Origin of the sequence: Flavobacterium tagetis (assembly GCF_016735615.1) — a bacterium.
GTDB lineage: Bacteria > Bacteroidota > Bacteroidia > Flavobacteriales > Flavobacteriaceae > Flavobacterium > Flavobacterium tagetis.
In genome coordinates this window covers 154,587-180,689 of record NZ_JAERSF010000005.1, presented here as the reverse complement: position 1 = coordinate 180,689, position 26,103 = coordinate 154,587, and the positions used below count along the sequence as shown (strand labels likewise).

Here is a 26,103-nt window from a genome sequence, read left to right as displayed (position 1 = left end):
CAAATAAACGGTTAAACAGATTTTCTTGTGTCACTTTCAATTAAACCATCTCTTAGACGAATAATTCTGTGTGCATAAGCAGCAATATCTTCTTCGTGAGTTACTAGAATTACAGTATTTCCTTGTGCGTGAATATCTCCAAAAAGTTTCATAATTTCTATAGAAGTTTTACTATCTAAGTTTCCTGTTGGTTCATCGGCCAAAATAATCGATGGTTTGTTGACTAACGCTCTTGCAACAGCCACACGCTGGCGCTGTCCTCCAGAAAGCTGATTCGGCTGGTGATCCATTCTGTCAGCTAAATTTACTTGCTTTAAAACTTCAGTTGCTCGTGCTATTCTTTCAGATTTTCCATAACCGGCATAAATCATGGGTAAGGCAACATTATCTAAAGCAGTTGTTCTAGGTAAAAGATTGAAGGTCTGAAAAACAAAACCAATTTCTTTGTTTCTAATTTCGGCCAATTCATCATCTTTCATTTTGCTGACATCTTTTCCATTTAAAATATAACGACCCGAAGTTGGTGTATCTAAACAGCCGAGCAAATTCATTAATGTAGATTTTCCTGATCCGGAAGGCCCCATTAAAGCAACGTATTCGCCTTTTTGTATTTCGAGATCTATTCCTTTTAGAACATAAACGATTTCATTTCCTAAAGTAAAATTTCGTTTAATGTCGGTTATTTTAATTAATGGTTCAGCCATTTTATTTTACAATTTTGGATTTAAAAGTACAAAACACTTTTGAATAAGTAGTTGATAATTGGTTTTTGTTACAAAATCCGTTTTTCGTTCTTAAATGTATAAAGAAAGCAAAAAGAATACGTTTTTTAATCTGAAATTAGGTTATATCATTTTTGAAGTGTTTTGCATAATTCTCATTGTTTTGTGTTTTTTACAGATTTAATATGTTTTTGATTTTTAAAATGTGAGAATAATGTAATTTATTAAGGAAGGGATTAAGTAAATTTGGGTATAATTAATTAATAACTAAGATTATGAGAAACATAAAAATAGCCACAGGAATTGCATTATTAGTATTAGGACTTGTATCATGTAAAGATGAGAAACAAGAAAAAGCTCAAAAGACAGTAGAAAACTATGTTATCTATGTTGACTCTGTTAAAAATGTTGCTGCCGCAGATTTGAAAGACAATTGGAAAAGTGTAGAAGCCGAATATGACAGAAGATCTCAAGAAGCTCAAGCTGCTTTGGCCGATATTAAAGACAATGCTGCTGCGACAGAAAAAATAAATACAAGTAAAATTAAGTACGAAGAATTTAGAGATGAAATGACCGCCCAATTTGCCCCTCCAGCTCCTAGTCCAAAACAGCAATTAAGAGATGCTTTATTTGGTACAGGAAAAATTGGTGACGATATGAGTTTTAATTGGGTGAATGCCCAAAATATTCATAGCGTTTATCAGCAGTTTGTTCATACTGTAGAAAATAATAAAGATAAATATTCTAGAGAAGACTGGGATGAAATCAAATTAATGTATGAAGCTCTTGACAGCCGTAAAAATACAGTTGAAAAAGAAGGTTTAACAGCTGAAGATAATCGTAAAATTGCTGGTTTGAAAGTAAAATTTGCACCAATGTATAAGATAAATAGGATGGGAGCTAAATCTGAAGAAAACAAAGAAGCAAAAAAATAAGATTTTAGAATTTTGAATTAGAAAATGAAAAAGACGATCAGAAATGATCGTCTTTTTTTATACTCGAATAATAAAATGCTCTTTCGGTTGTTCTCGTCTAAAGAATACAAATCCCCATTGAAAAGTATCAATCGTAACTTTTACTTGAGGATGATTTTTAATGATTTCCCAAGCTTCTTCCATGTCTTCTGACCAATGAATATCATCAAAAATCCAAACAGAATCGTTGTCGATCGTTGGTAGTAAAAGGTCAAAATAAGTTAAAGTTGCTTTTTTGGAATGATTTCCATCGAAATAAATTAGATTATAATTTGTTGCTTGAATATTTTCGGAAATTAAAAAAGATTCAAACTCAGAAATTACATTTTCAACATTCTTACAATCAAAATCAGCCAATTGATTTTGGGCGACATTTGCTGTATTTGGACATCCTTCAATAGTAACCACTTTAGCTTTTGGATTTCCTAAAGCGAGGGCAGAAGTTGCCAATCCCAGAGAAGTTCCTATTTCTAAAATAGTTGAAGGTTGAAAGTAATTGGTAACACGAAATAATAATTCAGCTCTTTTTGGAGAAATTCCCGCTGTTTGTGCTATTTTGGAAATTTGTCTTCTATTTGATTTGAAAATTCTCGAACCCGCTCCAAAATCAGTTACTTCTATAAAGTTTTTATTTTCTAAAAGTGTTTTTCTGTACTTTTTAAGAATAGTATATTCTGGTTTGAATTTTTTATCGTAGAAGCATTTTGTAAGCAGACTAAAAACGAACGGCGAATGAACCGCGTGTTCGTTTTTAGAATACCAAAGGAATTTAAGATAAGATTGTATTTGAAAAAACATTCTTAATTTATGGTCAGGTTTTTCAGGAGGATTAATTAACCGAAATTAGTTTGATTTCAAAAATTAAAACAGAGCCGCCTGGGATGTTTTCAACCTTGCTACTTCCGTATCCCAAATGTGCTGGAACAAACAAAATACCGCTTCCGCCTTCTTTAAAAAATGGTAGTCCTTGTTGCCATCCTAAAATTAATTTGCTTAATGGAAAAGTTGCTCCAGAAGCATTCTGGTCAAAAACAGTTCCGTTGGTAAGGGTGCCTTTGTAAGTAATAGTAACATTTGATTGCAGGGTAGGTTGTTTTCCTGCTCCTTCTTCTGTAATAATATAATGTAAACCAGTACTTGTTTTCTGTGCTGTTAGATTATTTTTGGTCAAATAATCTGTAATTTCTTTTTCGTTTTCAACACTATAGTCTATTTTATCTGGAATTCTTTCTAACCCTGAATCGCTTGAGCAAGAAATGAAAAATGTAAGAATAGAAAATGCTACTAATAATTTCTTCATGTGGTATTTATTTTAAAAAGGCGTAAATATATAAATTAGTTTTTTAGTTACAGTCATGGTTTTTAGACATTAACATTCATAACTGGGGACCTGAAATAAAACTATCCTTCAAGCTTCGCAGAAAGTTCAAACCAGCGTTCTTCTTTAGCATCAATTTTATTGATTATATTTTGAAGTTCGTTTGCTTTCTTTTCAATATCTGCATCTGCAACTTTTCCATCAGAGAATAACTGTTCGATTTTAGCTTTTTCAGCTTCAAGATCTTTTATTTCTCTTTCGATTTTTTGATATTCTTTTTGTTCGTTGAAACTTAAATTTCCAGTTGGATTATTTTGTTTCCAGTCTTTCTTTTCTGCTTTGTTTTCTTCTTTTTGAGCAACGTCAGCGCTGTCTTCATAAGCTCTAAAATCAGAGTAGTTTCCTGGGAAATTCTCGATTTCTCCTTGTCCTCTAAAGACAAATAAATGGTCGACAATTTTATCCATAAAATAACGGTCGTGCGAAACTACCAGTAAACATCCAGGATAATCTAATAGGAAACTTTCTAAAACATTTAAAGTCACGATATCCAAATCGTTTGTTGGCTCATCAAGAATCAAGAAGTTTGGATTCTGAATTAAAACGGTACACAAATACAAACGTTTTAATTCACCACCGCTTAATTTCTCTACATAATCGTATTGTTTTTTAGCATCAAAAAGGAAACGTTCTAATAATTGCGAAGCAGAAATAATCTTTCCTTTTGCTAGCGGAATATATTCTCCGTATTCTTTTATAATATCAATAACACGCTGACCTGGTTTTGGATTAATTCCAGATTGCGTATAGTATCCAATTTTTATTGTATCTCCTTTAACTACACGCCCGCTGTCTGGCGGAATTGTTCCTGTAAGCAGATTTAAGAAAGTAGACTTTCCAGTTCCGTTTTTACCAATAATTCCAATTCTTTCGCCACGCTGAAAATCAAAACTGAAATTGTCCAGAATAACACGGTCTTTGAATTTTTTAGAAAGTTTGTGAAGCTCAATAATTTTGCTTCCCATTCTTTCCATGTTAATTTCAAGTTCAACTTTATTTTCTTTGCGTCGGCTTTGTGCTTTTTCTTTAATAACGTAAAAATCGTCTTGACGCGATTTAGACTTTGTTGTTCTCGCTTTTGGCTGGCGGCGCATCCATTCTAATTCTTTTACGAATAGGTTTTTAGCTTTATCAACACTAGCGTTTTCAGAAGTGATTCTTTCTTCTTTTTTCTGCAGATAATAAGAATAGTTTCCTTTGTATTGGTACAATTTTCCGTTGTCTAATTCTATAATTTCGTTGCAGACACGCTCCAAAAAGAAACGATCATGCGTTACCATAAACAGCGTAATATTTTCTTTGGCAAAATAACTTTCAAGCCATTCGATCATTTCAAGATCTAAGTGATTGGTTGGCTCGTCCAAAATCAATAAATCTGGGCGGTTGATTAAAATTATAGCCAATGAAAGACGTTTTTTCTGCCCTCCAGAAAGATTTTTTACTTTAAGTTTAAAATCTTCCAATTTTAATTTGAATAAAATCTGTTTGTATTGTGTTTCAAAATCCCAAGCATTGTGCTGATCCATTGCGTCGAAAGCTTTTTGGTAAGCTTCTTCATCAGAAGGATTCTCTAAAGCTTTTTCATAAGCTTCAATAACTTTAAGCGTTTCATTGTCTGAAGCGAAAATGCTTTCTTCAATTGTAAGTTCGTCCTGAAGATTATTGTCTTGCGAAAGAAACGCCATTCTAATTCCTTTTCTTAAAACAACTTGTCCTGTATCTGGTTCTTCAATTCCATTAATGATGTTCATCATAGTGGTTTTTCCAGAACCATTTTTAGCAATAAAAGCAATTTTTTGATCTTTGTTAATCCCAAAAGAAATGTTGTCAAAAAGGACTCTTTCGCCAAATGACTTCGATATATTTTCTACAGATAAGTAATTCACTTTGTAAGTATAAGTTATAAATTATGAGTTATGGATGTTTCTAAAACATAACTTTCTGCAAAAGTAAACTATTATCTTGCATTTGCGAATTATTTATGGAGATACAAATCCAGAGCATTGCTCAAATCAAAATAATGAATTTGTTGTGGATGATTTAAAATTGGTTTTCGAACTAAAGATTCATTCGTTAAAAAATAATGAAGTCCATCTTTTGTAGCAATTCCTTCCATTTGATGAAAAGGAAGTTTTATATCGATTCGTCTTTTATTCCCAGACAAAAAGTCTTGATTTTTAAAATCGTAAAGCAAATATAAAAATGGTTTTCCAACTTTGGTATAACCACACAAAGTAATAAGTTTTTTATCTTCTAAATAAGTTGCACCAGTAACCAAACCTTTGGTATCAAGCGTGGCTTTAAATCGTGCTATCTGTATCCCTTCTTGTTTAGATAAAGCATAAATGTTGGTTTTAGACAATTTCCATTGTTTGGTAAACAAATAAATGCTGTCTTTTGAAACAATAAAAGCTTCGCAGTCAAAATTGGTTTTGTTCGGTTTTGTGGAAGAAAAGTCAGTTTGATCTGAATAAGTAAATGAAATGATTTCAATATTTGGGCTACCTTCCAGAAAAGATTTTTTCTCGATTTTGAGAATTTTCAAATCCGATCGGTTTCCAGAATAATTATTTCCGAAATCTCCAATATAAATATGAGTATCATCTTGCGAGATTTCTTCCCAGTCATGATTCATTGCCCGTTCTAAAACAATTTTCTTTTTAATTTTTCCTAAAGAGTCTAATCCGTAAATCGTTTTGTCATGATCATCATTGTGTGTCCAAAGCAGATTTTCGAAGGCAATTAGTCCAGAAGTTTCTTTTAATGAATCGCTTAATTGAAATGAATATTTGGGCTCTAGTTTCAGCTTTTTATAGTTACAGCTTCCGTTATTTTCCACAGCTATAGAACTGTAATTTTTAGCTTTTGTGTCCCTGCATCCTTGGGTTTGGCTATAAGTTGAAGTAATAAATAGGACACAAAAGAATACTATTTGGCTCATTTGTATGAGATTTTTTTTACTAATGTGAAAATAACTTTTAATCTCTAAATAGAATGCGATAGCGACTTTCATTTTTTAGTTTTTTGTGTAGGATTACTATAAGACTTATTTGTATCAAAATAAGACATTTCTTTCTTTTTGCCTTGTCTTCACTTATTTGATAAGCTACTTTTGCAAAAAATTATAAAAAAAAGTAAACTCAGACCATGAATGTGCGAGTTTATTATATAATCAAAACCAGATTTGACCCCATTCTATGTGAGTGGGAGAAGCGAAGCTGTGCTTAGAAGGAACAAATTAATCATTTAAAGAGTTATATAATCATGAAAATAGGAATAACTTTTAGTGCATTTGATTTATTGCATGCAGGGCATGTTAAAATGTTGGAAGAAGCTAAACAAAAGTGTGATTATTTGATAGTAGGGCTACAAACAGATCCCACAATAGATAGACCTGAGAAAAATAAGCCAGCTCAAACAGTCGTCGAAAGATACATTCAGCTTAAAGGATGTAAGCATGTTGATGAAATTGTACCATATTCGACAGAGCAAGATCTGGAAGATATTTTGCGCTCCTTTAAAATTGATGTTCGTATTCTAGGAGATGAATATCGAAATAAACAATTTACGGGCAGGTATTATTGTGAGGAAAAAGGAATTGAATTTTATTTTAATACTCGTGACCATCGTTTTTCAAGTAGCGGACTTAGGAAGGAAGTGGCTGTTAGGGAGTTAAAAAAGGTAAAGTAGCCCTCTATGCTAAATATCTACTATATTATTTTAGTCTCTTTTTTATTCACTAATGAAAAAAAAGACATAAATAGTGAATTTAAAACACCTCTTTATGCAATTGTAAGAAGCAATATTTCTGATTCTGATTTAATTAAAGTATTAGAACATCCCCACATTGAGGGTATAACATATTATGTAGGTTGGTCTAAACTTAATCCAGATGAACATATTTATGATTTCTCATCTTTGAAGAAAATTTTGAATTTGGCTAAAAAACATAATAAAAAAGTAAATTTCGGAGTTTTGACAGGTCGCTGGTCACCAAATTGGCTGAAAGATAAAAAAATAAAGTATTTATATTGGGAACATTTTGATGATTATGTTGAAGCAGGAAATGTTTCCCTAGCGGAGGCTCCTGTTCCTTGGGACAAAAGGTTTAATCATTTTTTTGAAGTTTTTCTATTAAAATTAAAAATAATTGTAGACCAAAATGAAGATGTCCTTAATGCAATTGAAATAACTGGAGGAAGTAATACCAATGGTATTGAAACTAATTTTATTTGTTCAGATAAGGAGTTTAAAAGAGTTGGATTTAGATATTCAAAATACATCAAGAATTGGGAGCAAATCATTGATACTTTTGTGAAACTTTTCCCAAATACAGTTTTAACATTAGCAATTCATGATGTTTATGGGGTTAGACGAACTGATTTAGTCTCAAAAGAGCTTATAGCCTACTGTGATTTAAAATACAGTGAAAGAATAAAAATTGCGGCTTTTGCTTTTAGTGAAGAACAATGGTTTAGTAAAGGAAATCAATATGCAGATTTGGTTTTGCAACTTCACCCGAACGATATAATGTTACAATCCATACGAATATATTCGAATGTAAATACTACAAATGATAGCTTTAATCAAATGTTATTAAAGGCAGATAAGATTGGACCAATGTGGCTGGAAATATGGAGTGAGGATATTATAGCAGGGTTTTTAAATCTGAAATAAGGATGATTCTTTTGTTTGTAAGTTTTTTGGCTTATTTCTTTTCAATGTATAATAAAAGAAATAAGGATTTTTTTCAACCTGAAATTTTTCTTAATTTATATTTTATTACTTTAATAGGGCTTGGACCTATAGCACTTTATTTTTTTTCAAAAGAACTTTTTAATTCAGCAAACTATCAACTGGTTTTTTTTATAATACTACTAGGCTACTTATCGATCAATTTAGGATATTACATAGCGGCTTCTTCTAAAAAAATAGTTCTTAGCAATAAAACTACTTCTGCTATTTATATTATCAGAAAACAACGGAGGAGCTGGAAATTTAAATCGACTGGAAATTTATTTGTAATTATAGGTTTAATGGCAGCTGTTATTTTTTTTGCAAGAGCTGGTAACATACCAATGCTTGCCCATAATAAAGAAGCAGCACGAGTAATGGCTCTAAATATAAGTGGCAATGGATATTTTCTATATTTAATGACATTAGCAATGTATGGAGTATTATTACTAGCACTATATACATACCTATACAGTAATAGAACAACATTATTATTTGTGTTAATTGCTATTGTTGGACTTGTTATGACTGGAACTGGTTCTAGAAGGTATTTTCTTTGGCTTTGCTTGTACATTTTTATGGCAAGACATTTTTTATATGCTTTCATTCCAATAAAAAAGATGGCTGTCTTTGCAATGTCTGGACTTTTGTTTGTTAATTTATTTGAAATGTTTAGAAATCCTGACAGTATGACTACAGTCGACTTAAAAACAACATTTCTTTATAGGTTTTTGATTTATATATCAAATTTAGAGAAAGTATTATCTGCTTTTATTAGAAAAGATAGTTTTGAATATGGAGGAACCTTTTTTATGGATTTACTTACTGCTCTTCCGGGAAAACAAATAGATTATCAATCATGGCTAAAAGCAGTTACAGAGTTAGAGTTTGAAGGTTTTGGAATACCACCAACAATAATGGGAGATTTCTATGTGAATTTCGGATATCCAGGGATTGTTATTGGATGTTTTTTTTTCGGATATATAATTAGAAAATTATACAATAGATTCATTATTAGGAAGAAAAGCCTTTTCGATGTGTTCTTGTATATAATATCCTTAGAAATTGCATCGAAAATCATTACCTCAGGTTTTTCTGCGCAATCTGTTAGTGTCGTTTGGTTATTTGTATTTATTGTTCTGTACAAAATTTTTAGCTCACTTATGAATGTAAAAAAGCCTTTAATATATAAGTAATAAGTTGTTTTTTAAGTAGATGTCAAAATTAATAAGAGTACTTTGTTCTGGATTTGGCGCAGCTGGCGCAACTTTTATTTTACAGGTTTTGCTAAGTCATAAATTGTCAATGCAAGATTTCGGGGTTTATGTAGCAGCAAATTCTTCGCTTACAATGATAGGGCCCTTTGCAGGAATGGGTATTGGTGGTTTGTTTTTACGCAATGTATGTATTAGCGAGATAGAGAAGGATAGGTATTTAATTATGGCGCTGAAATGTATTTTGACAAATATAGTAATTGCAATTATTGTTGGTAATATTATTTTTTTTTACACTGGTTTAAATTTTATTCAATCTCTTTGCTTGACCTCTTTTTATCTGCCAGCAGCAATCCAATATCTGGTTATTTCTTATGGACAAGTTTCAGAAAACTTTACGAAAGTTTCAATAGCACAAATAATTAATCCTATGCTAAGGCTTATTGCTGTTTTGTTTTTGTTTCTAATATCACCCAATTTAACAAATACAGTTATTTTACTCCTTTTAGCTAATATTGTTTCATTTGCAATTCTTTTGAATCTTATTGATTTAAAAAAAGCATTAAAAAAAATATCATTAGAACAATCGAGAAAGTTGCTTTTTTCGTTTTATAAAGAGTCTTTTTTTTATTCATTTAATGGATCTATAAATGTTATTCAGATTCAATTCTCGATTTTTATAGCTATACATCTTTTTGGATCTGTTGCTTCAGCGATTTATTCTTCAGCGATTACATTAATAACAGCATGTTATATTCTTCCTAACTTAATATTTGGAACATATCTTCTTCCAAAATATCATAAGCTAGAAAAGGATGCTTTAAAAAACATAAGTCAGTTTTATGCAATTGCTGCATTTTTACTTGGTCTTATATTTGTTATTATAATTTATACTTTATCAGGAATTGTTATTCAGTCATTGTACCCTGCTAGTTTTAAAAATTCTTCAATTCTATTAAAAATTTTGGCGGTTAGTTTGCCATTTAGATTTTATTCTACTGCAATTGGAGCGGCACTTTTAAACGAAAAATGTATAAAAAATAAAGTAACAGCATCGTTTTTATCGCTTGTATTTCAGATTTGCTTGATTTTTTTTCTGCAAGGAATAGGAGAAAAATCTTTATCGATATCTTTTGTTTTAAGTGAGGTTTTTACAGCCATTGTTTATACAATAATTTTTTTAAAATATTTTAATAATAAAAATTCTATTTAGAAATGAAGCTTTCACTTATTGGTTATTATGGAAGTAATTTTGGAGATTTATTAATGCTTAATGTCCTTATTGATTATTATAGCCAATACTATGAGCAAATAAACATCTACACCTATGGAATTGAGGCTAATCTTAGTGATTCGTTGGCTTTAAATTCTAGTAAATGCCAAATCGAAGTCTTTACTCTAACTGGTATTCAGAAAATTACATACAAAACTTTCTTAAAAACAGTAAAAAACTCTAAATATATACTATGGGGTGGCGGAACCTGTTTTATGGATCAAGGAGGTACAGGAGGCATTAAATATATGATTGGAGCATATTTTTGTAAAGTACGTGTACTGTATATGGGAATAGGTATTGATTCTTATTCTAAAATTAGAACTAGACTAATTATGTTCACAGCTGTTTTGTTTTCTAAGGCATTATATTTTAGAGATGAGAAATCTTTGTTGACTGCTAAAAGTTTAACTCTCAATTTGATGAGCTATAAAATTAAGTATGTACCAGATATTGCAAATATTAAAACTGTGCAGCATCAGCTAGCTTTTAATGATTACATTGTTTTTTGCTGTCGAGATTTATCAAATTATCAATCTTTAAATAATGAAAAAGTTAACAAATATTTAGTTGATCTAACTATTTCGATATGTAATAAATTAAAAATAAAGAGAGTTTTCAATTTAGTTTGCGATTTTGAAGTAGACCAAAAGCCAAGCCAATTAGCTAACGAACTCTTTTTGCAAGAAGGCATTTCTGTAAATAATATTTATGGTTATAAAATTGAAGATTCTCTAATTGCTATTCGTAATTCAAAATTTGTGATTACCTCACGCTTGCATCCTGCAGTCGTGGCACAAAATTTAAATATCCCTTATGCTTTATATAACTATTCAGATAAAAATAAGAAGTTCTTAGAGGAAGCCAAGGAAGCTTCAAGATTAATTGGTAGATATAATTTTGAAGAATTTGTTCCTGATTTTAAAAAGCCCAAATCGGAAAATCTTGAAAATATAAAACAAAGTATTTTTTCGGTACTCACAAAATATAGTAAATAAAAATCATGGGTGTAAAGGATTTATCAATTGGTTTGATTGAACCAGTAGGAGGGCATGGTGGAATGGATTACTATGATTATGGATTGGCATTGGGTTTGGGTGCAAATGATGTGAAAGTACTTTTTTATACATGTAATGAAACTAACGAAAGAAAATATGAAAATGTACTTACTCTTTTTTATTTTAAGAGAATGTGGAATAGGCATTTCATAATTAAAGCTTTTAAATATCTATATGGTCATTATTCGGCAATTTCAGATTTAAAGAGAAGAAATGTAAAAATCATTCATATGCATTTTTTCACTTTTAGAAGCATTGATTTGATTATTCTTTATTATGCTCGATTGAATAATTTAAAAAAGATTGTTACAATTCATGATATTAATTCCTTCGATAAAAGAGCAAATAATCTTATTGAGAAAATATGTTTTAAATATATCGATGGTATAATTGTTCATAATGAAAGTTCATTAAAATCTTTGAATAGTAAATTTAATTTATCTATCCCCAAAGCCATAATTCCGCATGGAAATTATCTGCCTTTTATTGACAGATTAAATGATAAAGCATTTAAACATTCGAATAAATTTTCCTTATTATTTTTTGGACAAATAAAAAAAGTTAAGGGGCTAGATATTTTACTGAAAGCTATTAGTATTTTAAAAAAAAATAACTGTCAAGTTGAATTAACTATAGCAGGAAAAGCCTGGAAAGATGATTTAGAAAAATACAAACAAATGATCACAAATCTAGAATTAGAAGATATTGTTGTTAGTGATTTTAGATATATTCCAGATAATGAAGTAGGAACGTTTTATGAAAAAGCTGATTTAATTATTTTGCCTTACCGAGATATTTATCAAAGCGGTGTTTTACTTCTGGCTTTAAGTTATGGAAAGCCTGTATTATGTTCTGATTTAGATCCTTTTAAAGAAATTATCATCCATAATGAAAATGGATTTTTATTTAAAAGTGAAAACCCTCAAGATTTAGCTCAGAAAATTCAAGAGATAGTCTCAGATAAAACTAATTTGACAAGAGTTAAAAACAATACTAAACTTTTGATTAGAGATAAGTATAGTTGGATTAAGATAGGGGGCTTAACAAAAAAATTTTACCATTCAATACTGTCAAGTGAATTTTAGACTTGATTTTTTACTGCAATTCAAAAGAACTATTTGCTACGAACGATTTTTTACACAGTTCAATCAAATAAGTTTTTATATATCTAATTAATAATTTAAAAATGAAAATCGCAATAATAGGAACGAGAGGAATTCCTAATAATTATGGAGGCTTTGAACAATGTGCAGAGTATCTAGCTTTAGGATTGGTGAAAAAGGGGTTTGAAGTGATTGTCTATAATTCTCATAATCACGCATACCAAGAAAAACAGTGGAATGGAATTCAAATAGAGCATTGTTATGATCCAGAAAATAAATTGGGAACAGCAGGGCAGTTTATATATGATCTTAATTGTATTTTAAATGTGCGAAGACAAAATTGTGACATTATTTTACAATTAGGCTATACTAGTAGTTCAATTTGGAATTGGCTAATGCCTAAAAAAGCTATCATTACAACCAACATGGATGGTCTAGAATGGAAAAGAACTAAATATTCTCAAAGAGTAAAAAGATTTCTCGAGTTTGCAGAATCTTTAGCGGTTAAATATAGTGACCATCTTATTTCTGATTCTATTGGAATTAAAAAATATTTGGAGAACAAATATGGAGCGGTTTCAACTTATATTGCCTATGGTGCAAATCTCTTTCAAAACAATGAGGACATAGTTTTAAAGCGTTACAGTTTGATTCCTTTTAACTATGATATGCTTATTGCCAGATTGGAGCCAGAAAATAGTATAGAAATAATTCTAGATGGTGTCGTGAAATCTTACACTACGAGGCCTTTTTTAATAATTGGAAATCATAATACAAAGTATGGAAACTACTTGAAATTAAAATATTCGAAACATAAGCAGATTCAGTTTTTGGGAAGTTTATATGATATAGAAATATTAAATAATCTTCGCTATTATTCTAACATTTATTTTCATGGCCATACTGTTGGTGGTACAAATCCTTCTTTGTTGGAAGCGATGGCATCTAATAGTTTAATTTGTGCGCATAATAATGATTTTAATAGAGGAATTTTAGGAGAAGACGCTCTTTACTTTACTAATGATGCTGATGTAGCAAAGCATTTAATAAATACAAAATATGAAGATTGTAGTTTTCAATCTATGTTGGCTAAAAATAGAAAAAAAATAACTGATTTGTACGATTGGAACATTATTGTTGATCAATATATAGAACATTTTTCCTCTATTGTAAATAAATAATTATTTTGAATACTCATGAAAATTTTACAAAAACTGTCTCAATATAGTTTTTCAAGATACTACCAAATCCTGTTCATTTTATGGGATATGATTTTATTAAATATAGCCGTCTTTGTTTCTGGTTTGATTAAATTAAAGAATTATGATGAGTTGCCAGTAATAGAATCAAGAACAATTCTTCTGTTAGGAAATCTAATTTGGATTGGATTGCTACTATATAAGAACTCTTATAAAATTATTAGAATAGAAACTCTGGAATCGATCTTAAGCAGAACGATTAAAAAAGTTATTATACATGCCTCTATAGTTGCTGTTTTTGTAGTTTTTCTAGAATATTCTAATATTTCGAGACTTCAATTATTTTGTTTCTATGTGATATTTTTTGTTTTACTGATGTTATCACGTTTCTTTTTGATGAGGTTCTTAAAATATGTACGATCAGAGGGTTATAATTTTAGAAATGTTGTTATTGTGGGAGCCAATGACAAAGGGGAGAGAATGCGTAAAATACTGGCCAAGAATTTAACTTATGGTTATAAGTTTTTAGGTTTTTTTGATCAAAAAGAAAATATTTCTGGAACTACTTCAGACAGTGTCTTAGGGGGATTTGATGATGTTCAAAGTTATTTTACCAAAGTGCATGTTGACGAAATGTACATTGCATTGCATATAGATAACGTGAATGTAATTAATCGCTTAATTGATATCTGTGAGCATCACATGGTTAGAATTAAGTTTATACCCGATTTTCAGTTGTATACTAAATCTAGCAGAGTCGAAATTTCTTTTTATGAAAATACGCCTGTATTAATGTCACGCCGAGAACCCTTAGAGTATGCTGTAAACAGACTTTTGAAAAAAGCATTTGATATATGTTTTTCGTCATTAGTTATTTTGGGGCTCTTTCCTTGGTTGTTTCCTATTGTTATGATTATTATTAAACTGGAGTCACCAGGGCCTATTTTCTTTAAACAAGATCGATCAGGCAGGGATAATAAAGCATTTTCTTGTTTTAAATTTAGAAGCATGACTGTAAATGATTCATCAGACAACAAACAGGCTCAAAAAAATGACCTGCGTGTTACAAAATTTGGTGCTTTTATGCGTAAAACAAGTATCGATGAATTGCCTCAATTTTTTAATGTTTTTTTGGGTAACATGTCGGTTGTGGGGCCAAGACCGCATATGCTGTTTCATACACAAGAATATAAAGAGTTAATCAATAATTATCTTGTTCGCCAATATGCGAAACCTGGTATAACAGGATGGGCACAAGTAAACGGTTATCGTGGCGAAACAAAAGAGTTAATTGATATGGAGAATAGAGTAGAATACGATATTTGGTATATAGAAAACTGGAGTTTACTCTTGGATATAAAAATTATTATAAAAACAGTTGTAAATGTTTTTCGAGGCGAAAAAAATGCGTATTAACATTTTTCTGCCTAATAAAAATAGAATTCCCTCACTACAAAATGTCCGTAGGTTAACATTACTTGTTTAACTATAGATGTTTACGATTTAAAAATTTGCATAATGAAATTTCAATTTATTTTTTTGATAAAAAACATAAGTTTTTTATCTCTATTGTTTTTGTTTTTTTCTTGTGGTTCTAAAAAAGATGTGCTTTATTATCAGAATATTGATACACTTTCTTCCAAAGAAAAAATAGCGACTTATGAAGTCAAAATTCAGCCAGATGATTTATTAATGATTATTGTTTCTGCTGATGATCCCGAAGTGGCTGTTCCTTTTAATTTAAAAACATACAGTATTTCAAGTAATGCAAAGTCAGATATTGCTCGCGGACAGGAAACAGTTCAGACTTATTTGGTGGATTCAAGGGGAAATATAGAATTTCCAGTTTTAGGAACTCTTAAAATTGGAGGACTTAGCCGTACAGAAGCGTTACAATTGCTTCAGGAAAAAATCAGTGTCTATATTAAGAATCCGATAATCAATCTTCGTATAACTAATTTTAAAGTTTCTATACAAGGGGAGGTTAATTTACCTGGAGTTTATAGTGTTGCTTCAGAGAGAATTACGATTATTGAAGCTTTGAGTATGGCAAAAGATTTAACCATTTACGGTAAAAGAAATAATATTTTGATTATTAGAGAGACAAATGGGCTAAAATCATATAATAGAGTTGATTTAACAAAATCAGATTTTATTAATTCGCCTTTTTACTATTTGGCCCAGAATGATGTGGTATATGTAGAACCTAATAAAACAAGAGTAAATTCTTCGGCAGTTGGTCCAAATACTTCAGTTATTATATCTGCGATTTCTATTTTAGTTTCGCTTTCAGTCCTAATTTTTAAATAAAGTTGAAATAAGAAAATGCGTAAGGAAGATATTTATAATGATTTTATGGAAGATGAAATCAGCGTTAGTTTAAGAGAGCAATTAGAAAAATATTTAGTTCATTGGAGATGGTTTGTGGGTAGCTCTATAATATGCATGCTATTAGCGTTTGTTTATTTGATTTATACAATTCCTTGTTATGAAGCTACAAGCACAATTCTTGTAAAAGATGAAAAAAAAGGCGGAATGCTTTCAGAATTATCGATATTCTCAGATTTAGGAATAGGAAGCAATATCAAGACTAATGTAGATAATGAGATTGAAATATTAAAATCTAGGACATTGATTGAAAGTACAGTTTCCAAACTGAATTTGAATGTTGAATTGTTAGCAAAAAAGAAAATTAGAACTGAAGATATTTATGCTGAAACGCCTATAAGTATACATGTAATAAACAAAAGCAAATTGTTTGATGACGCCGATGTTGAGTTTAATTTCAAGTTTTTAACACCAGATACTTTTTCTTTGGAAAATGAATCAGGCGACAGTGATAAAAGTATTTTATTAACAAAAAAAATATTTCAGTATGGAGAAAAAATAGGGACACCAATAGGAGTTTTAATAATAAATAAAACAGTTTTTTTTTCTGAAAAGGATAAGAATCTCTCTGATGATATTCGTATTGTTATAAAGCCTATAGATGAATTGACAGAACGATTTAGAAAAAAATTGAAAGTAGAACCTGTAAGCAAAAATAGTAGTGTTGTCAATATTTCGATTTCAGATCCAGTAGCTATAAAAGCTGAAAACTTTTTAGATGCAATGATTCGGATTTATAATGAGGATGCCGCCGAGGATAAGAATTTTATTTCTGAAAATACATCAAAATTTATTGCAAGCCGACTTGCTTTAATCACTCAAGAATTAGATGGTGTAGAACAGAATGTAGAAAGCTTTAAAAAATCAAACAAATTAACTGATATTGAATCTGAGGCAAAGCTATTTGTTGAGAATTCTAATGAATATGACAAAAAGGGAGTTGAGACAGAAATTCAGTTAAATGTAGTTTCCTCATTACTTACTTTTATTAAGAAAAGTTCAATCTCAGAATTATTGCCATCTAATATGCTTAGTGACAAGAGTGATGCTGTCGGTTTGATTAATTCGTATAATCAGTTGGTTTTAGATCGTAATAGAATTTTGAAATCAGCAACTACCGAAAACCCTACAGTACTAAAACTAGAAGAACAGATAACCTCCTTAAAGTCAAATGTCACAGCAAGTCTAGGTCGAATGCTATCAAATTTACAGATTCAAAATAGAGATTTAAAAAGTCAGGAAGATATTTTGAATAGTAAAATTGGTCGAATTCCTGCTCAAGAACGTCAGTTTAAAGTTATAGCTAGGCAACAAAAGGTAAAAGAGGAATTATATTTGTATTTACTTCAGAAAAGGGAAGAAACAGCAATTTCTCTTGCGGCAACAGAACCAAATGCCCGAGTTATTGATGCTGCAAAGGCAGATGAGAACCCCCTAAGTCCTAAGAAAAAGATTGTATATTTAGCAGGATTATTATTTGGATTGTTAGTTCCTTTTGGTATTATTTATATAAATGACTTGCTAAATATTAAAATTCAAAATAGGAATGATTTAGACGGAAAAACACAAATACCATATATAGGAGATGTGCCTAATTGTAATGATGTTTCAGAGTTAATTAAGACTAATAGCAGGAGTAGTTCTGCAGAAGCATTGCGAATTGTTAGAACAAATCTTAGTTTCATGCTGAGTAATGTTGAAGAAGGAATTGCAAAAAAAATATTTGTAACATCAACCTTTGCTTCCGAAGGAAAAACATTTATAGCATCAAATCTAGCAGCTAGTTTTGCCTTATTAGGAAAGAAAGTTTTGCTTATTGGTATGGATATTAGAAATCCAAGATTGAATGACTACATCGCACTTCCCTCTGAAGGATTAACTAATTATTTGTCTTCGGATAATAAAAATCTTGAAGACTACATCATAAAGAATTATGAATACGAAAATTTTTATATTCTGCCAGCAGGAATAATTCCTCCTAATCCACCTGAGTTATTGATGAACAAAAAAGTTGATACGTTATTTGAAAAGCTAAAGAGAGAATATGATTATATAATAGTTGATACAGCACCAGTTAATCTTGTAACAGATACACTGCTAGTGGCAAAAAATGCGGACACATTTGTATATGTCATGAGGGCTAGATTTTTGGAAAAAAGAATGATATCTATCGTAAATGGTTTCTTTAAAGACAAAAAACTTCCTAATATGTGTATTGTTCTAAATGATACAAATCCTACTCAAAAATATAGCTATGGTTATGGAGAGAAAGTTGAGAAAAGAAAGTGGTTTAAAAGACTGATTAGCTAGAAGAAGATAAAAAACGGTTCAAAATATTTTGAACCGTTTTTTTTTATTACACACTCTTAATATAAAGTTTTACAAGAATTAATTTCAAAAATAGTATAACAATAATTAAAATATTATTTTCGTCATCCATACTTAAAAACAAAATCATATCCAGTCAAGTAAGTTTAAAATGAATTTTTTGCAAGACTTCTCACGCTATCGTATTTCTCGTTACTCCAAACTATTATTTGTGTGCTGGGATTTGCTATTGCTAAATTTTGCTATATATCTATCTGCTATGGTCAGATTTGGAGATTTAGATAAACTTTTTTTGAAAGACGAAAAAACAATCTCATTGCTAGCAAATTTAATTTGGATAGCTTTATTAATGCAAAAGGATTCTCATCGAATAATTAGGATTGAATATATTGAGTCAATTTTAAGGAGAACAATTAAGAAGATCTTTATACACATTGCGCTAATTGTTTTTTTTGTGGTTTTTTTAAAGTATACAGATATTTCGAGGTTGCGACTCTTATACTTTTACTTGTTTTTTTTCACTTTACTGCTGATCTCACGCTACATTTTAATGAAGCTGTTAAAGATTATTAGGGCTAAAGGCTACAATTTTAAGAAAATTATCATTGTAGGAGCTAATGAAACAGGCGAGAAAATGCGAAAAATATTAGCCAAAAACTTAACTTACGGATACAAATTTTTAGGTTTTTTTGATCAAAAAAATGAAACTGAGAATCACTCTATTCCAATTACTGGAGGGTTTGGGGATATAGAGGATTTTATCATTAGAGAAAAAGTTGAAGAAGTCTATATCGCTTTGCATATTGATAAAATTGAAATAATTAATAAAATAACAAAAATATGTGAGCAAAACTTGGTAAGAATTAAGTTTATTCCAGATTTTCAGTTGTATACCAAATCAAGTAAGGTGGAGGTCGCTTTTTATGAAAACACACCTGTTTTGATGTTACGTCCAGAACCTTTAGAGTTGGCAATTAATAGACTTGTAAAAAAAGTATTTGATCTTTGTTTTTCAATATCTGTTATAGTTTTAATATTTCCTTGGCTATTTCCTATAGTAATATTGTTTATAAAACTAGAATCAGCTGGTCCAATATTTTTTAGACAAGAACGTTCTGGCCGTGATAATAAATCATTTTCATGTTATAAATTTAGAAGTATGTATGTAAATGATGATGCACATGATAAGCAGGCTAGGAAAGGAGATTCGCGTATCACAAAGTTTGGAGCTTTTATGCGTAAAACTAGTATTGATGAGCTGCCTCAGTTTTTCAATGTTCTTTTAGGAAATATGTCTGTTGTGGGACCACGACCTCATATGATAAATCTTGCCAAAGAGTATGGGCAACTAATAGATAATTATTCTGTTAGACATTACGCAAAACCTGGAATTACAGGATGGGCGCAGGTAAATGGTTATCGAGGAGAAACAAAGAAAATTTCTGATATGGAAAATAGGGTGGAATGTGATATTTGGTATATAGAAAACTGGAGCCTGCTGTTAGATATTAAAATTATAATTAGAACAATTATGAATATTGTTCAAGGTGAAGAAAATGCCTATTGATTGTATTTTAAAACTTAAAAAAAGAATTGTTTGCAATAACTTCTTTAAGATTTGAAATGTTTCTACTATTTACTTTTTCATAAAAGGCTCTAATATGTTTGACATGATGGATATCGGTTCCTCCAAAATCATACATGCCTTTTTTTAGAAGCTCTTCAGCTATTTTAGTAATTTCTCCGCCATAGTAACCAACAATGGAAAGTAAATTTAATTGAAATTTGCATCCAGCCCTTTTTAGTTTATCATATTCATTAAAATTGCTGTGATAAAAAACATACCTTTCTGGGTGTGCTAAAACAGGGATATAACCAGCTACTTGTAGATCAAAAAGTATTTTATAAAGCTCTAAAGGTGCGTTCATGTATGACATTTCTACAAGGACATAATTATCTTTTAAAGTTAAAAGCTTTTCGTCTCTAAAATGTTTTTCAAACCAATCATCCATAAAATATTCTGCTGCGGCTTTAAAGGGAGTATTTATGTTTTCTCTTTCTAAAAGTTGCTTGGTTTCTGTATAGGTATTTAAAATGGTTTGAGGCGTGTTGTCCCAAATATAGTGACTAATGTGAGGCGTAGTTACAAATTGAGAAATGCCAAACCCTTCTAATGATTTAGTTAGATTAATTGTATCTTGAATGTTTTTTGCACCATCATCAATTCCTGGCAAAATATGAGAATGAATGTCAATAAAACTGTCGGCCAACAGATCTTTTAAGACAGGTTTAGGTTTGAAGAATGAAAGCATAAAGCAAGAAATCTATAGCACAATTATGAACTACAAAATTAGTCGAGAATTTGTAATAAGACATTTAAGAATTATACTATATTTGATTTTTAGTAAAAAAGTAAAAATTTATGAAAATAAAAGAGAATCTGTTTAATCAACGAATTATTTCTATTGATGCTTTGCGTGGAATCACCATTTTTGTAATGATTTTTGTAAATGAGTTGGCAAGTGTCAAAAATGTTCCACAATGGATGAAACACATGCCTGCAGATGCAGATGCAATGACCTTTGTTGATTTAGTTTTTCCTGCTTTTTTATTTATTGTCGGAATGTCTATTCCTTTTGCTTTCAATGCCCGATTAATAAAAGGAGACAGTCCAAAAACAATTTGGACTCATACTTTAAAAAGAGCCATTGCGCTTATTGTAATTGGTGTTTTTATGGTCAATGCGGAATATGGTTATGACGCAGCGAAAATGATAATCACACCAGCATTTTGGGGGCTTTTGGCTTATAGCATGCCAATTCCAATTTGGAATAAATACCCAAAAGATTTTTCTGTTTGGTTAAAAAACGTATTGCAATACGGAGGAATTTTAGTTCTCGTAGCCCTATATTTTATATATGTCCAAGATACAGGAGATCGCGGAATGACGCCAAAATGGTGGGGAATTCTAGGATTGATAGGTTGGGCGTATCTTTTTACGGTAATTTATTATTGGTTGGTTTCAGGAAACTTATGGGCAATAATTGCATTCTTAGTTTTTTCTGTCGCTATGAATTCTCTTAATTTAGTAGAAAACTCTTTTGTTCAAAGCACTTCTTGGCTGAGTTTTATAGCAGGTCACTTAACGCACGTTTCGCTTACTTCAGCAGGAATTATAATTTCATTATTGTTTTTTGATCGAAAAATCAGTTCCAAAATCAACTGGCCAGTAATTGGTTTTATTGCGTTGTTTACCATAACAGCAATTTTACTCCGTCCATATTTCGGAATATCAAAAATCAAAGGAACACCTTCTTGGACAATGTTTTCAGCAGCAATCTGCACAGCTCTTTTCTATTTTCTGTATTGGTTAATGGAAGTTAAAAAACAAACTAAATGGAGCGAGTTTTTTATGCCAGCCGCTGCCAATCCATTATTGATTTATATTTTGCCAGGCGTTATTTATTATTTTAATAAAGCGCTTAACATTCATGTTCTGCCAGAGTATTTTACAGAGGGCGTCCCAGGAATTATTTGGTCTCTGGTGTTTTCTACGATTATGCTTTTTGTAATGAAAATCTTGAATAAATATAAAATTCAACTGCATCTTTAAACCAAGTATGCAGTGACAGTTTGAAACTGAAAACTGAGATTACGACTAAAAAATTTTCGCACAAAAAAAAGATTGTTATTCTTAATAAAATTTTAAATTTGTAAGAGACGGTTTTTAAGATATTGTGCGTGAATAGTTTAAAGATTAAATACATCTTGGCTTTGTTTTTAATAGGATCGTTTTGTCAGGCTCAAAATGATAGTACAGCCGTGGGAACTAGAGATATCTTAGATGTTATTCATAAAATTTTTGATAAGCAGGACACGATTCGTCCAGATAGAAAACGAAAACTAACTTTTTCTTTGTTGCCTGTTCCTGTAGGTGTTAATTCTAGTAATGGTTTGGTTGTTTCTTTTCTGACAACTTTTTATTTGGGAGATGCAGAAAAAACTAAAATGTCTCAGATTACCTTTTCGCCTTACTTTAGTTTCAGCAATCAGTTTGTGTTTCCCATCCAATCTTATATCTACACAAGTGATAATAAATGGAATCTTATTGGAGATTATCGTTATATGATTTATCCGCAGGATACTTATGGATTAGGTGCAGACAATTCTGATAAAGAAATGTCAACTCTCGATTATAAACAGTGGCGTTTTTATCAGTTTATTACAAGGCAGATTGTGGGAAATTATAGGTTGGGAGTTGGTTTTCTTTTCGATAATTATAAAAATATTTCTGAAGAATCTTATATAGACGGAGAAACAGATTATTATAAATATATGAATGGCGATTATTCTGATGAGACTTCTTTTGGATTTGCGATTCAAGGTTTATACGATTCAAGAGAAAATATCATTAATCCGGAACAAGGGTTATATGTCGAAGCCGATTTGCGACTCAATACTAGCGGAGTAGAGGGAGACAAGTGGCAGTCTATATATTTTGATGCACGAAAATACCATTCTTTCAGTAAAACCAAACATAGGGTCTGGGCTTCTAGAGCATTTTTTTGGTCCACTTTTGGAGGGAAACCGCATTATCTGGATTTGCCAAGTATTGGGTGGGATCGCGAAGGAAAAACAGGCCGTGGATTCACAAAAAACAGATATCGTAGCAATGCTTTAATTTATTTTGAGACCGAATACAGAACCGATATCAGTCGAAATGGTTTTTTTGGAGCTGTTTTTTTTACGAATGTTTCTTCGGTTTCCAAACTTGATACCTATGAATTTAAAAAGTGGAATCCTGCGGTTGGAACCGGAATTCGAATTAAATGGAATAAACGTAACGGCAGTAATTTGGCTCTAGATTACGGAATCAGTAAAAACGACTGGTCACTGCGTTTGGGGTTATCAGAAAATTTCTAACTTCGGCCAAAATCTACAGACTCAATTATTCATGCAATTATCGGTTGTTATTTTAAATTACAATGTGCGTTACTTTCTCGAACAATGCATTTTAAGTGTTCAAGAAGCAATTGCGTCAATCGATGCAGAAATTATTGTAGTGGATAATAATTCATCAGACGAAAGTGTTTTGATGATGAAAAAAAAATTTCTGAATGTAAAACTGATTGAAAACAAGGAAAATTTTGGGTTCCCAAAAGGCAATAATATTGGTGTTCGTCAAGCGAAAGGAAAGTACGTTTGTATTTTAAATCCTGATACTGTTGTTTCAGAAGATACATTCACAAAAATTTTGGCTTTCGCCGAAAGGCAAAATAATCTCGGAATTATTGGTTGTAAGTTGATTGATGGAACAGGAGCATTTCTTCCAGAAAGTAAACGTGGTATTCCGACACCTTGGGTTGCTTTCACCAAAATCTTTGGATTGTACAAAGTATTTCCCAAAACCAAACTTTTCAATCAATATTATGCTCAGCATCTCAATGAAAATGAAACAGGGAAAGTAGATATTCTGGTTGGTGCTTTTATGTTTTTAGAAAGAAAACTATATGAAACTTTAAGTGGTTTTGATGAAAACTGTTTCATGTATGCTGATGATATTGACTTGTCGTATCGTGCTTTACAAATGCAAAAAACAAATTTTTACTTTCACGAAACTACCGTTTTGCATTATAAAGGAGAAAGTACCGTAAAAGACGAAAAATATATGATGCGCTTTCAGGAAGCTATGAATTTCTTTTATCAAAAACATTTTAAGAAATCTTGGCTTTTTAGTATTTTTATTCAAGTTGGTGCTTTTTTGTTTTCAATCGCTAAAATGTTTCAAGGAAAACCAAAAGAAAACCCATTGCCAGAAAGTTATTTTTTGTGCTCCGAAAATGAGAATTTCGCTAAAAGACTAGCTTCGATTTTGGAAAATAAAGTTGCTTTTTTAGATTTCAAAGGAGAAAAAATGGTAAATTCGTGGCTAATTTTAAAGGGTAAAAAGGCAGAGATCATTTTGGATAATCACTATATTTCATTCAAAAAATGTATCGAAATCATAGAAACTCTTAAAGATAAGAAGGTTACTTTTAAAATTTTTCCCAAAAATACAGGTTTTATTATTGGAAGTAATTCAAGGAATGACAGAGGGCAAATCGTGAAAATTGAGTAAAAAATTATATTAAATGAAATTTATATTTAAAATTTTCATTAATTTCGCAATCTGAAAATCAAAAACATCTTTTAGATTAACAATATGGCAAGATTTGAATTAAAGCTTCCTAAAATGGGAGAAAGTGTCGCTGAAGCAACCATTACAAACTGGTTGAAAGAAGTTGGAGACAAAATTGAGGCTGATGAAGCCGTACTCGAAATTGCAACAGATAAAGTTGACAGTGAAGTGCCTAGCGAAGTATCAGGGATTTTAGTTGAGCAATTGTTTGGTAAAGATGATTTAGTGCAAGTAGGGCAAACCATTGCTATTATTGAAACTGAAGGCGGAGAAACAGCAACTCCAGAAGCTGTAAACGCAGTTCAAGAAACTTCCGCTCCTGCAGAAGCTGCCGAAATCGAAAAAACAATTGAATCGGTTAAAGAAACTGTAGCTTCTCAAGATTTCTCAGGATCAGATAAATTCTTTTCTCCTTTGGTAAAAAATATTGCAAAAGAAGAAGGTCTTTCTTTAAGTGAACTTGAAAATATTGCTGGTTCTGGAAAAGATGGACGAGTAACAAAAGAAGATATTCTAAAATATGTAGAGGCTCGTAAATCGGGTTCTGTTCAAGCACCTCAAACAGTTGAGGCAGCTCCAAAAATAGTTGTTGAAACTCCAAAAACTGAAGCTCCGAAAGCGGTTGAACCAGTTGTTCAAAAAAGCCAACAGGCTGTTCCAGTTTCTGTAAACGGTGCTGACGAAATTGTAGAAATGGACAGAATGCGTAAATTGATTTCAGGTTATATGGTGGCTTCAGTTCAGACTTCGGCTCACGTACAATCTTTTATTGAAGTTGATGTAACAAACATTGTAAAATGGAGAGACAAAGTAAAATCTGCTTTTGAGAAAAGAGAAGGCGAGAAATTGACTTTTACTCCGATTATGATGGAAGCGGTTGCAAAAGCTTTAAAAGATTTTCCTGGAATGAATATTTCTGTTGATGGAGATTATATCATTAAAAAGAAAAATATCAATTTAGGAATGGCGGCAGCATTGCCAAACGGAAATTTAATTGTTCCTGTAATTAAAAATGCAGATCAGTTGAATTTGGTTGGAATGGCAAAAGCGGTGAACGATTTAGGAAACCGTGCAAAAGCTGGAAAACTAAAGCCAGACGACACACAAGGCGGAACTTATACGGTAACGAATGTTGGTACTTTTGGAAGTGTTTTCGGAACGCCAATTATCAATCAGCCGCAAGTAGGTATTCTAGCTCTTGGTGCAATTCGTAAAGTTCCTGCGGTTATAGAAACTCCAGAAGGTGACTTTATCGGGATCCGTCAGAAAATGTTCTTGTCACACTCTTATGATCATAGAGTAGTTGATGGAGCTTTAGGAGGAAGTTTTGTGAAAAGAGTAGCAGAATATTTAGAAGCTTTTGATATAGATAGAGATTTCTAAAAATCGATTATAAACAAATTCAAATCCGATAGGTTTTAAAACTTATCGGATTTTTTTGTTTTGTAAGAAAAGAATTAAGTGGAAATGCGTAATCTGGTCTATGGCCTATTTTAGAAAAGTTAAAATCGCGATTTGAAAGCTTTTTTCGACAAAAAAAAATCAGAATAAAGG

Annotated in this window: 22 protein-coding genes; 16 read left to right on the top strand and 6 right to left on the bottom strand. The window is 31.0% G+C overall.

The window, feature by feature from the left end:
- Positions 1 to 11: 11 nt before the first annotated feature.
- A complete protein-coding gene (locus JI750_RS20720) occupies positions 12 to 704 on the bottom strand; it encodes an ABC transporter ATP-binding protein (RefSeq protein ID WP_202006322.1) in 693 nt (230 codons plus the stop codon).
- Positions 705 to 997: 293 nt separating this feature from the next.
- On the opposite strand from JI750_RS20720, the gene JI750_RS20715 reads away from it, so the two are divergent.
- A complete protein-coding gene (locus JI750_RS20715; protein WP_202006321.1) occupies positions 998 to 1,657 on the top strand; it encodes a DUF6565 domain-containing protein in 660 nt (219 codons plus the stop codon).
- Between the two features lie 57 nt (positions 1,658 to 1,714).
- Here JI750_RS20715 and JI750_RS20710 read toward each other — a convergent pair whose 3' ends face one another.
- From JI750_RS20710 to JI750_RS20695, 4 genes are all read right to left on the bottom strand, one after another.
- Positions 1,715 to 2,494, bottom strand: a complete 780-nt coding sequence (locus tag JI750_RS20710) for an O-methyltransferase (protein WP_202006320.1) — start codon at positions 2,492 to 2,494, stop codon at positions 1,715 to 1,717.
- A 31-nt stretch (positions 2,495 to 2,525) separates the two neighbouring features.
- Positions 2,526 to 2,996: an FKBP-type peptidyl-prolyl cis-trans isomerase gene (locus tag JI750_RS20705; RefSeq protein WP_202006319.1), complete on the bottom strand. Its 471-nt coding sequence runs from the start codon at positions 2,994 to 2,996 to the stop codon at positions 2,526 to 2,528.
- Positions 2,997 to 3,097: 101 nt separating this feature from the next.
- Complete coding sequence (locus JI750_RS20700) at positions 3,098 to 4,960, bottom strand: ABC-F family ATP-binding cassette domain-containing protein (RefSeq protein WP_202006318.1); 1,863 nt, start codon at positions 4,958 to 4,960, stop codon at positions 3,098 to 3,100.
- 89 nt (positions 4,961 to 5,049) lie between these two features.
- Complete coding sequence (locus JI750_RS20695; RefSeq protein ID WP_202006317.1) at positions 5,050 to 6,015, bottom strand: T9SS C-terminal target domain-containing protein; 966 nt, start codon at positions 6,013 to 6,015, stop codon at positions 5,050 to 5,052.
- Positions 6,016 to 6,338: 323 nt separating this feature from the next.
- Here JI750_RS20695 and JI750_RS20690 point away from each other — a divergent pair, with 323 nt between their 5' ends.
- The 11 genes from JI750_RS20690 (at position 6,339) to JI750_RS20640 (ending at position 19,938) form a co-directional block, all read left to right on the top strand.
- Positions 6,339 to 6,764 carry an adenylyltransferase/cytidyltransferase family protein gene (locus JI750_RS20690; RefSeq protein WP_202006316.1) on the top strand — a complete coding sequence of 142 codons (426 nt, stop codon included), beginning with the start codon at positions 6,339 to 6,341 and terminating at the stop codon, positions 6,762 to 6,764.
- Between the two features lie 6 nt (positions 6,765 to 6,770).
- Complete coding sequence (locus JI750_RS20685; RefSeq protein ID WP_202006315.1) at positions 6,771 to 7,751, top strand: beta-galactosidase; 981 nt, start codon at positions 6,771 to 6,773, stop codon at positions 7,749 to 7,751.
- A 44-nt stretch (positions 7,752 to 7,795) separates the two neighbouring features.
- Positions 7,796 to 9,004 (top strand): O-antigen polymerase, encoded by a 1,209-nt coding sequence (locus JI750_RS20680; RefSeq protein ID WP_202006314.1) that lies wholly within the window; start codon positions 7,796 to 7,798, stop codon positions 9,002 to 9,004.
- 19 nt (positions 9,005 to 9,023) lie between these two features.
- The gene (locus JI750_RS20675; RefSeq protein WP_202006313.1) at positions 9,024 to 10,235 is read left to right on the top strand and encodes an MATE family efflux transporter; all 1,212 of its coding nucleotides are present in this window, start codon (positions 9,024 to 9,026) and stop codon (positions 10,233 to 10,235) included.
- Positions 10,236 to 10,237: 2 nt separating this feature from the next.
- Positions 10,238 to 11,293: a polysaccharide pyruvyl transferase family protein gene (locus JI750_RS20670; protein WP_202006312.1), complete on the top strand. Its 1,056-nt coding sequence runs from the start codon at positions 10,238 to 10,240 to the stop codon at positions 11,291 to 11,293.
- Positions 11,294 to 11,298: 5 nt separating this feature from the next.
- The gene (locus JI750_RS20665) at positions 11,299 to 12,438 is read left to right on the top strand and encodes a glycosyltransferase family 4 protein (protein ID WP_202006311.1); all 1,140 of its coding nucleotides are present in this window, start codon (positions 11,299 to 11,301) and stop codon (positions 12,436 to 12,438) included.
- A 101-nt stretch (positions 12,439 to 12,539) separates the two neighbouring features.
- Positions 12,540 to 13,637: a DUF1972 domain-containing protein gene (locus JI750_RS20660; RefSeq protein ID WP_202006310.1), complete on the top strand. Its 1,098-nt coding sequence runs from the start codon at positions 12,540 to 12,542 to the stop codon at positions 13,635 to 13,637.
- Between the two features lie 15 nt (positions 13,638 to 13,652).
- Entirely contained in the window at positions 13,653 to 15,071 is a 1,419-nt protein-coding gene (locus tag JI750_RS20655) for an undecaprenyl-phosphate glucose phosphotransferase (RefSeq protein WP_202006309.1), read from the top strand.
- Between the two features lie 102 nt (positions 15,072 to 15,173).
- Positions 15,174 to 15,965 (top strand): polysaccharide biosynthesis/export family protein, encoded by a 792-nt coding sequence (locus tag JI750_RS20650; RefSeq protein WP_202006308.1) that lies wholly within the window; start codon positions 15,174 to 15,176, stop codon positions 15,963 to 15,965.
- 15 nt (positions 15,966 to 15,980) lie between these two features.
- Positions 15,981 to 18,353 (top strand): GumC family protein, encoded by a 2,373-nt coding sequence (locus tag JI750_RS20645; RefSeq protein ID WP_202006307.1) that lies wholly within the window; start codon positions 15,981 to 15,983, stop codon positions 18,351 to 18,353.
- Between the two features lie 169 nt (positions 18,354 to 18,522).
- Positions 18,523 to 19,938, top strand: a complete 1,416-nt coding sequence (locus JI750_RS20640) for an undecaprenyl-phosphate glucose phosphotransferase (RefSeq protein WP_202006306.1) — start codon at positions 18,523 to 18,525, stop codon at positions 19,936 to 19,938.
- Positions 19,939 to 19,945: 7 nt separating this feature from the next.
- Here the strand turns inward: JI750_RS20640 and JI750_RS20635 are convergent, their stop codons facing one another.
- Positions 19,946 to 20,683 carry a tyrosine-protein phosphatase gene (locus tag JI750_RS20635; protein WP_202006305.1) on the bottom strand — a complete coding sequence of 246 codons (738 nt, stop codon included), beginning with the start codon at positions 20,681 to 20,683 and terminating at the stop codon, positions 19,946 to 19,948.
- A gap of 110 nt (positions 20,684 to 20,793) precedes the next feature.
- Between JI750_RS20635 and JI750_RS20630 the strand changes: the two genes are divergently transcribed.
- From JI750_RS20630 to JI750_RS20615, 4 genes are all read left to right on the top strand, one after another.
- Positions 20,794 to 21,984, top strand: a complete 1,191-nt coding sequence (locus tag JI750_RS20630; protein ID WP_202006304.1) for a DUF5009 domain-containing protein — start codon at positions 20,794 to 20,796, stop codon at positions 21,982 to 21,984.
- A 128-nt stretch (positions 21,985 to 22,112) separates the two neighbouring features.
- Complete coding sequence (locus JI750_RS20625; protein ID WP_369410043.1) at positions 22,113 to 23,294, top strand: BamA/TamA family outer membrane protein; 1,182 nt, start codon at positions 22,113 to 22,115, stop codon at positions 23,292 to 23,294.
- Positions 23,295 to 23,325: 31 nt separating this feature from the next.
- Positions 23,326 to 24,489 carry a glycosyltransferase family 2 protein gene (locus JI750_RS20620; RefSeq protein WP_202006303.1) on the top strand — a complete coding sequence of 388 codons (1,164 nt, stop codon included), beginning with the start codon at positions 23,326 to 23,328 and terminating at the stop codon, positions 24,487 to 24,489.
- Positions 24,490 to 24,573: 84 nt separating this feature from the next.
- Positions 24,574 to 25,932, top strand: coding sequence for a dihydrolipoamide acetyltransferase family protein (locus JI750_RS20615; protein WP_202006302.1), 1,359 nt, complete (start codon positions 24,574 to 24,576; stop codon positions 25,930 to 25,932).
- Positions 25,933 to 26,103: the final 171 nt, after the last annotated feature.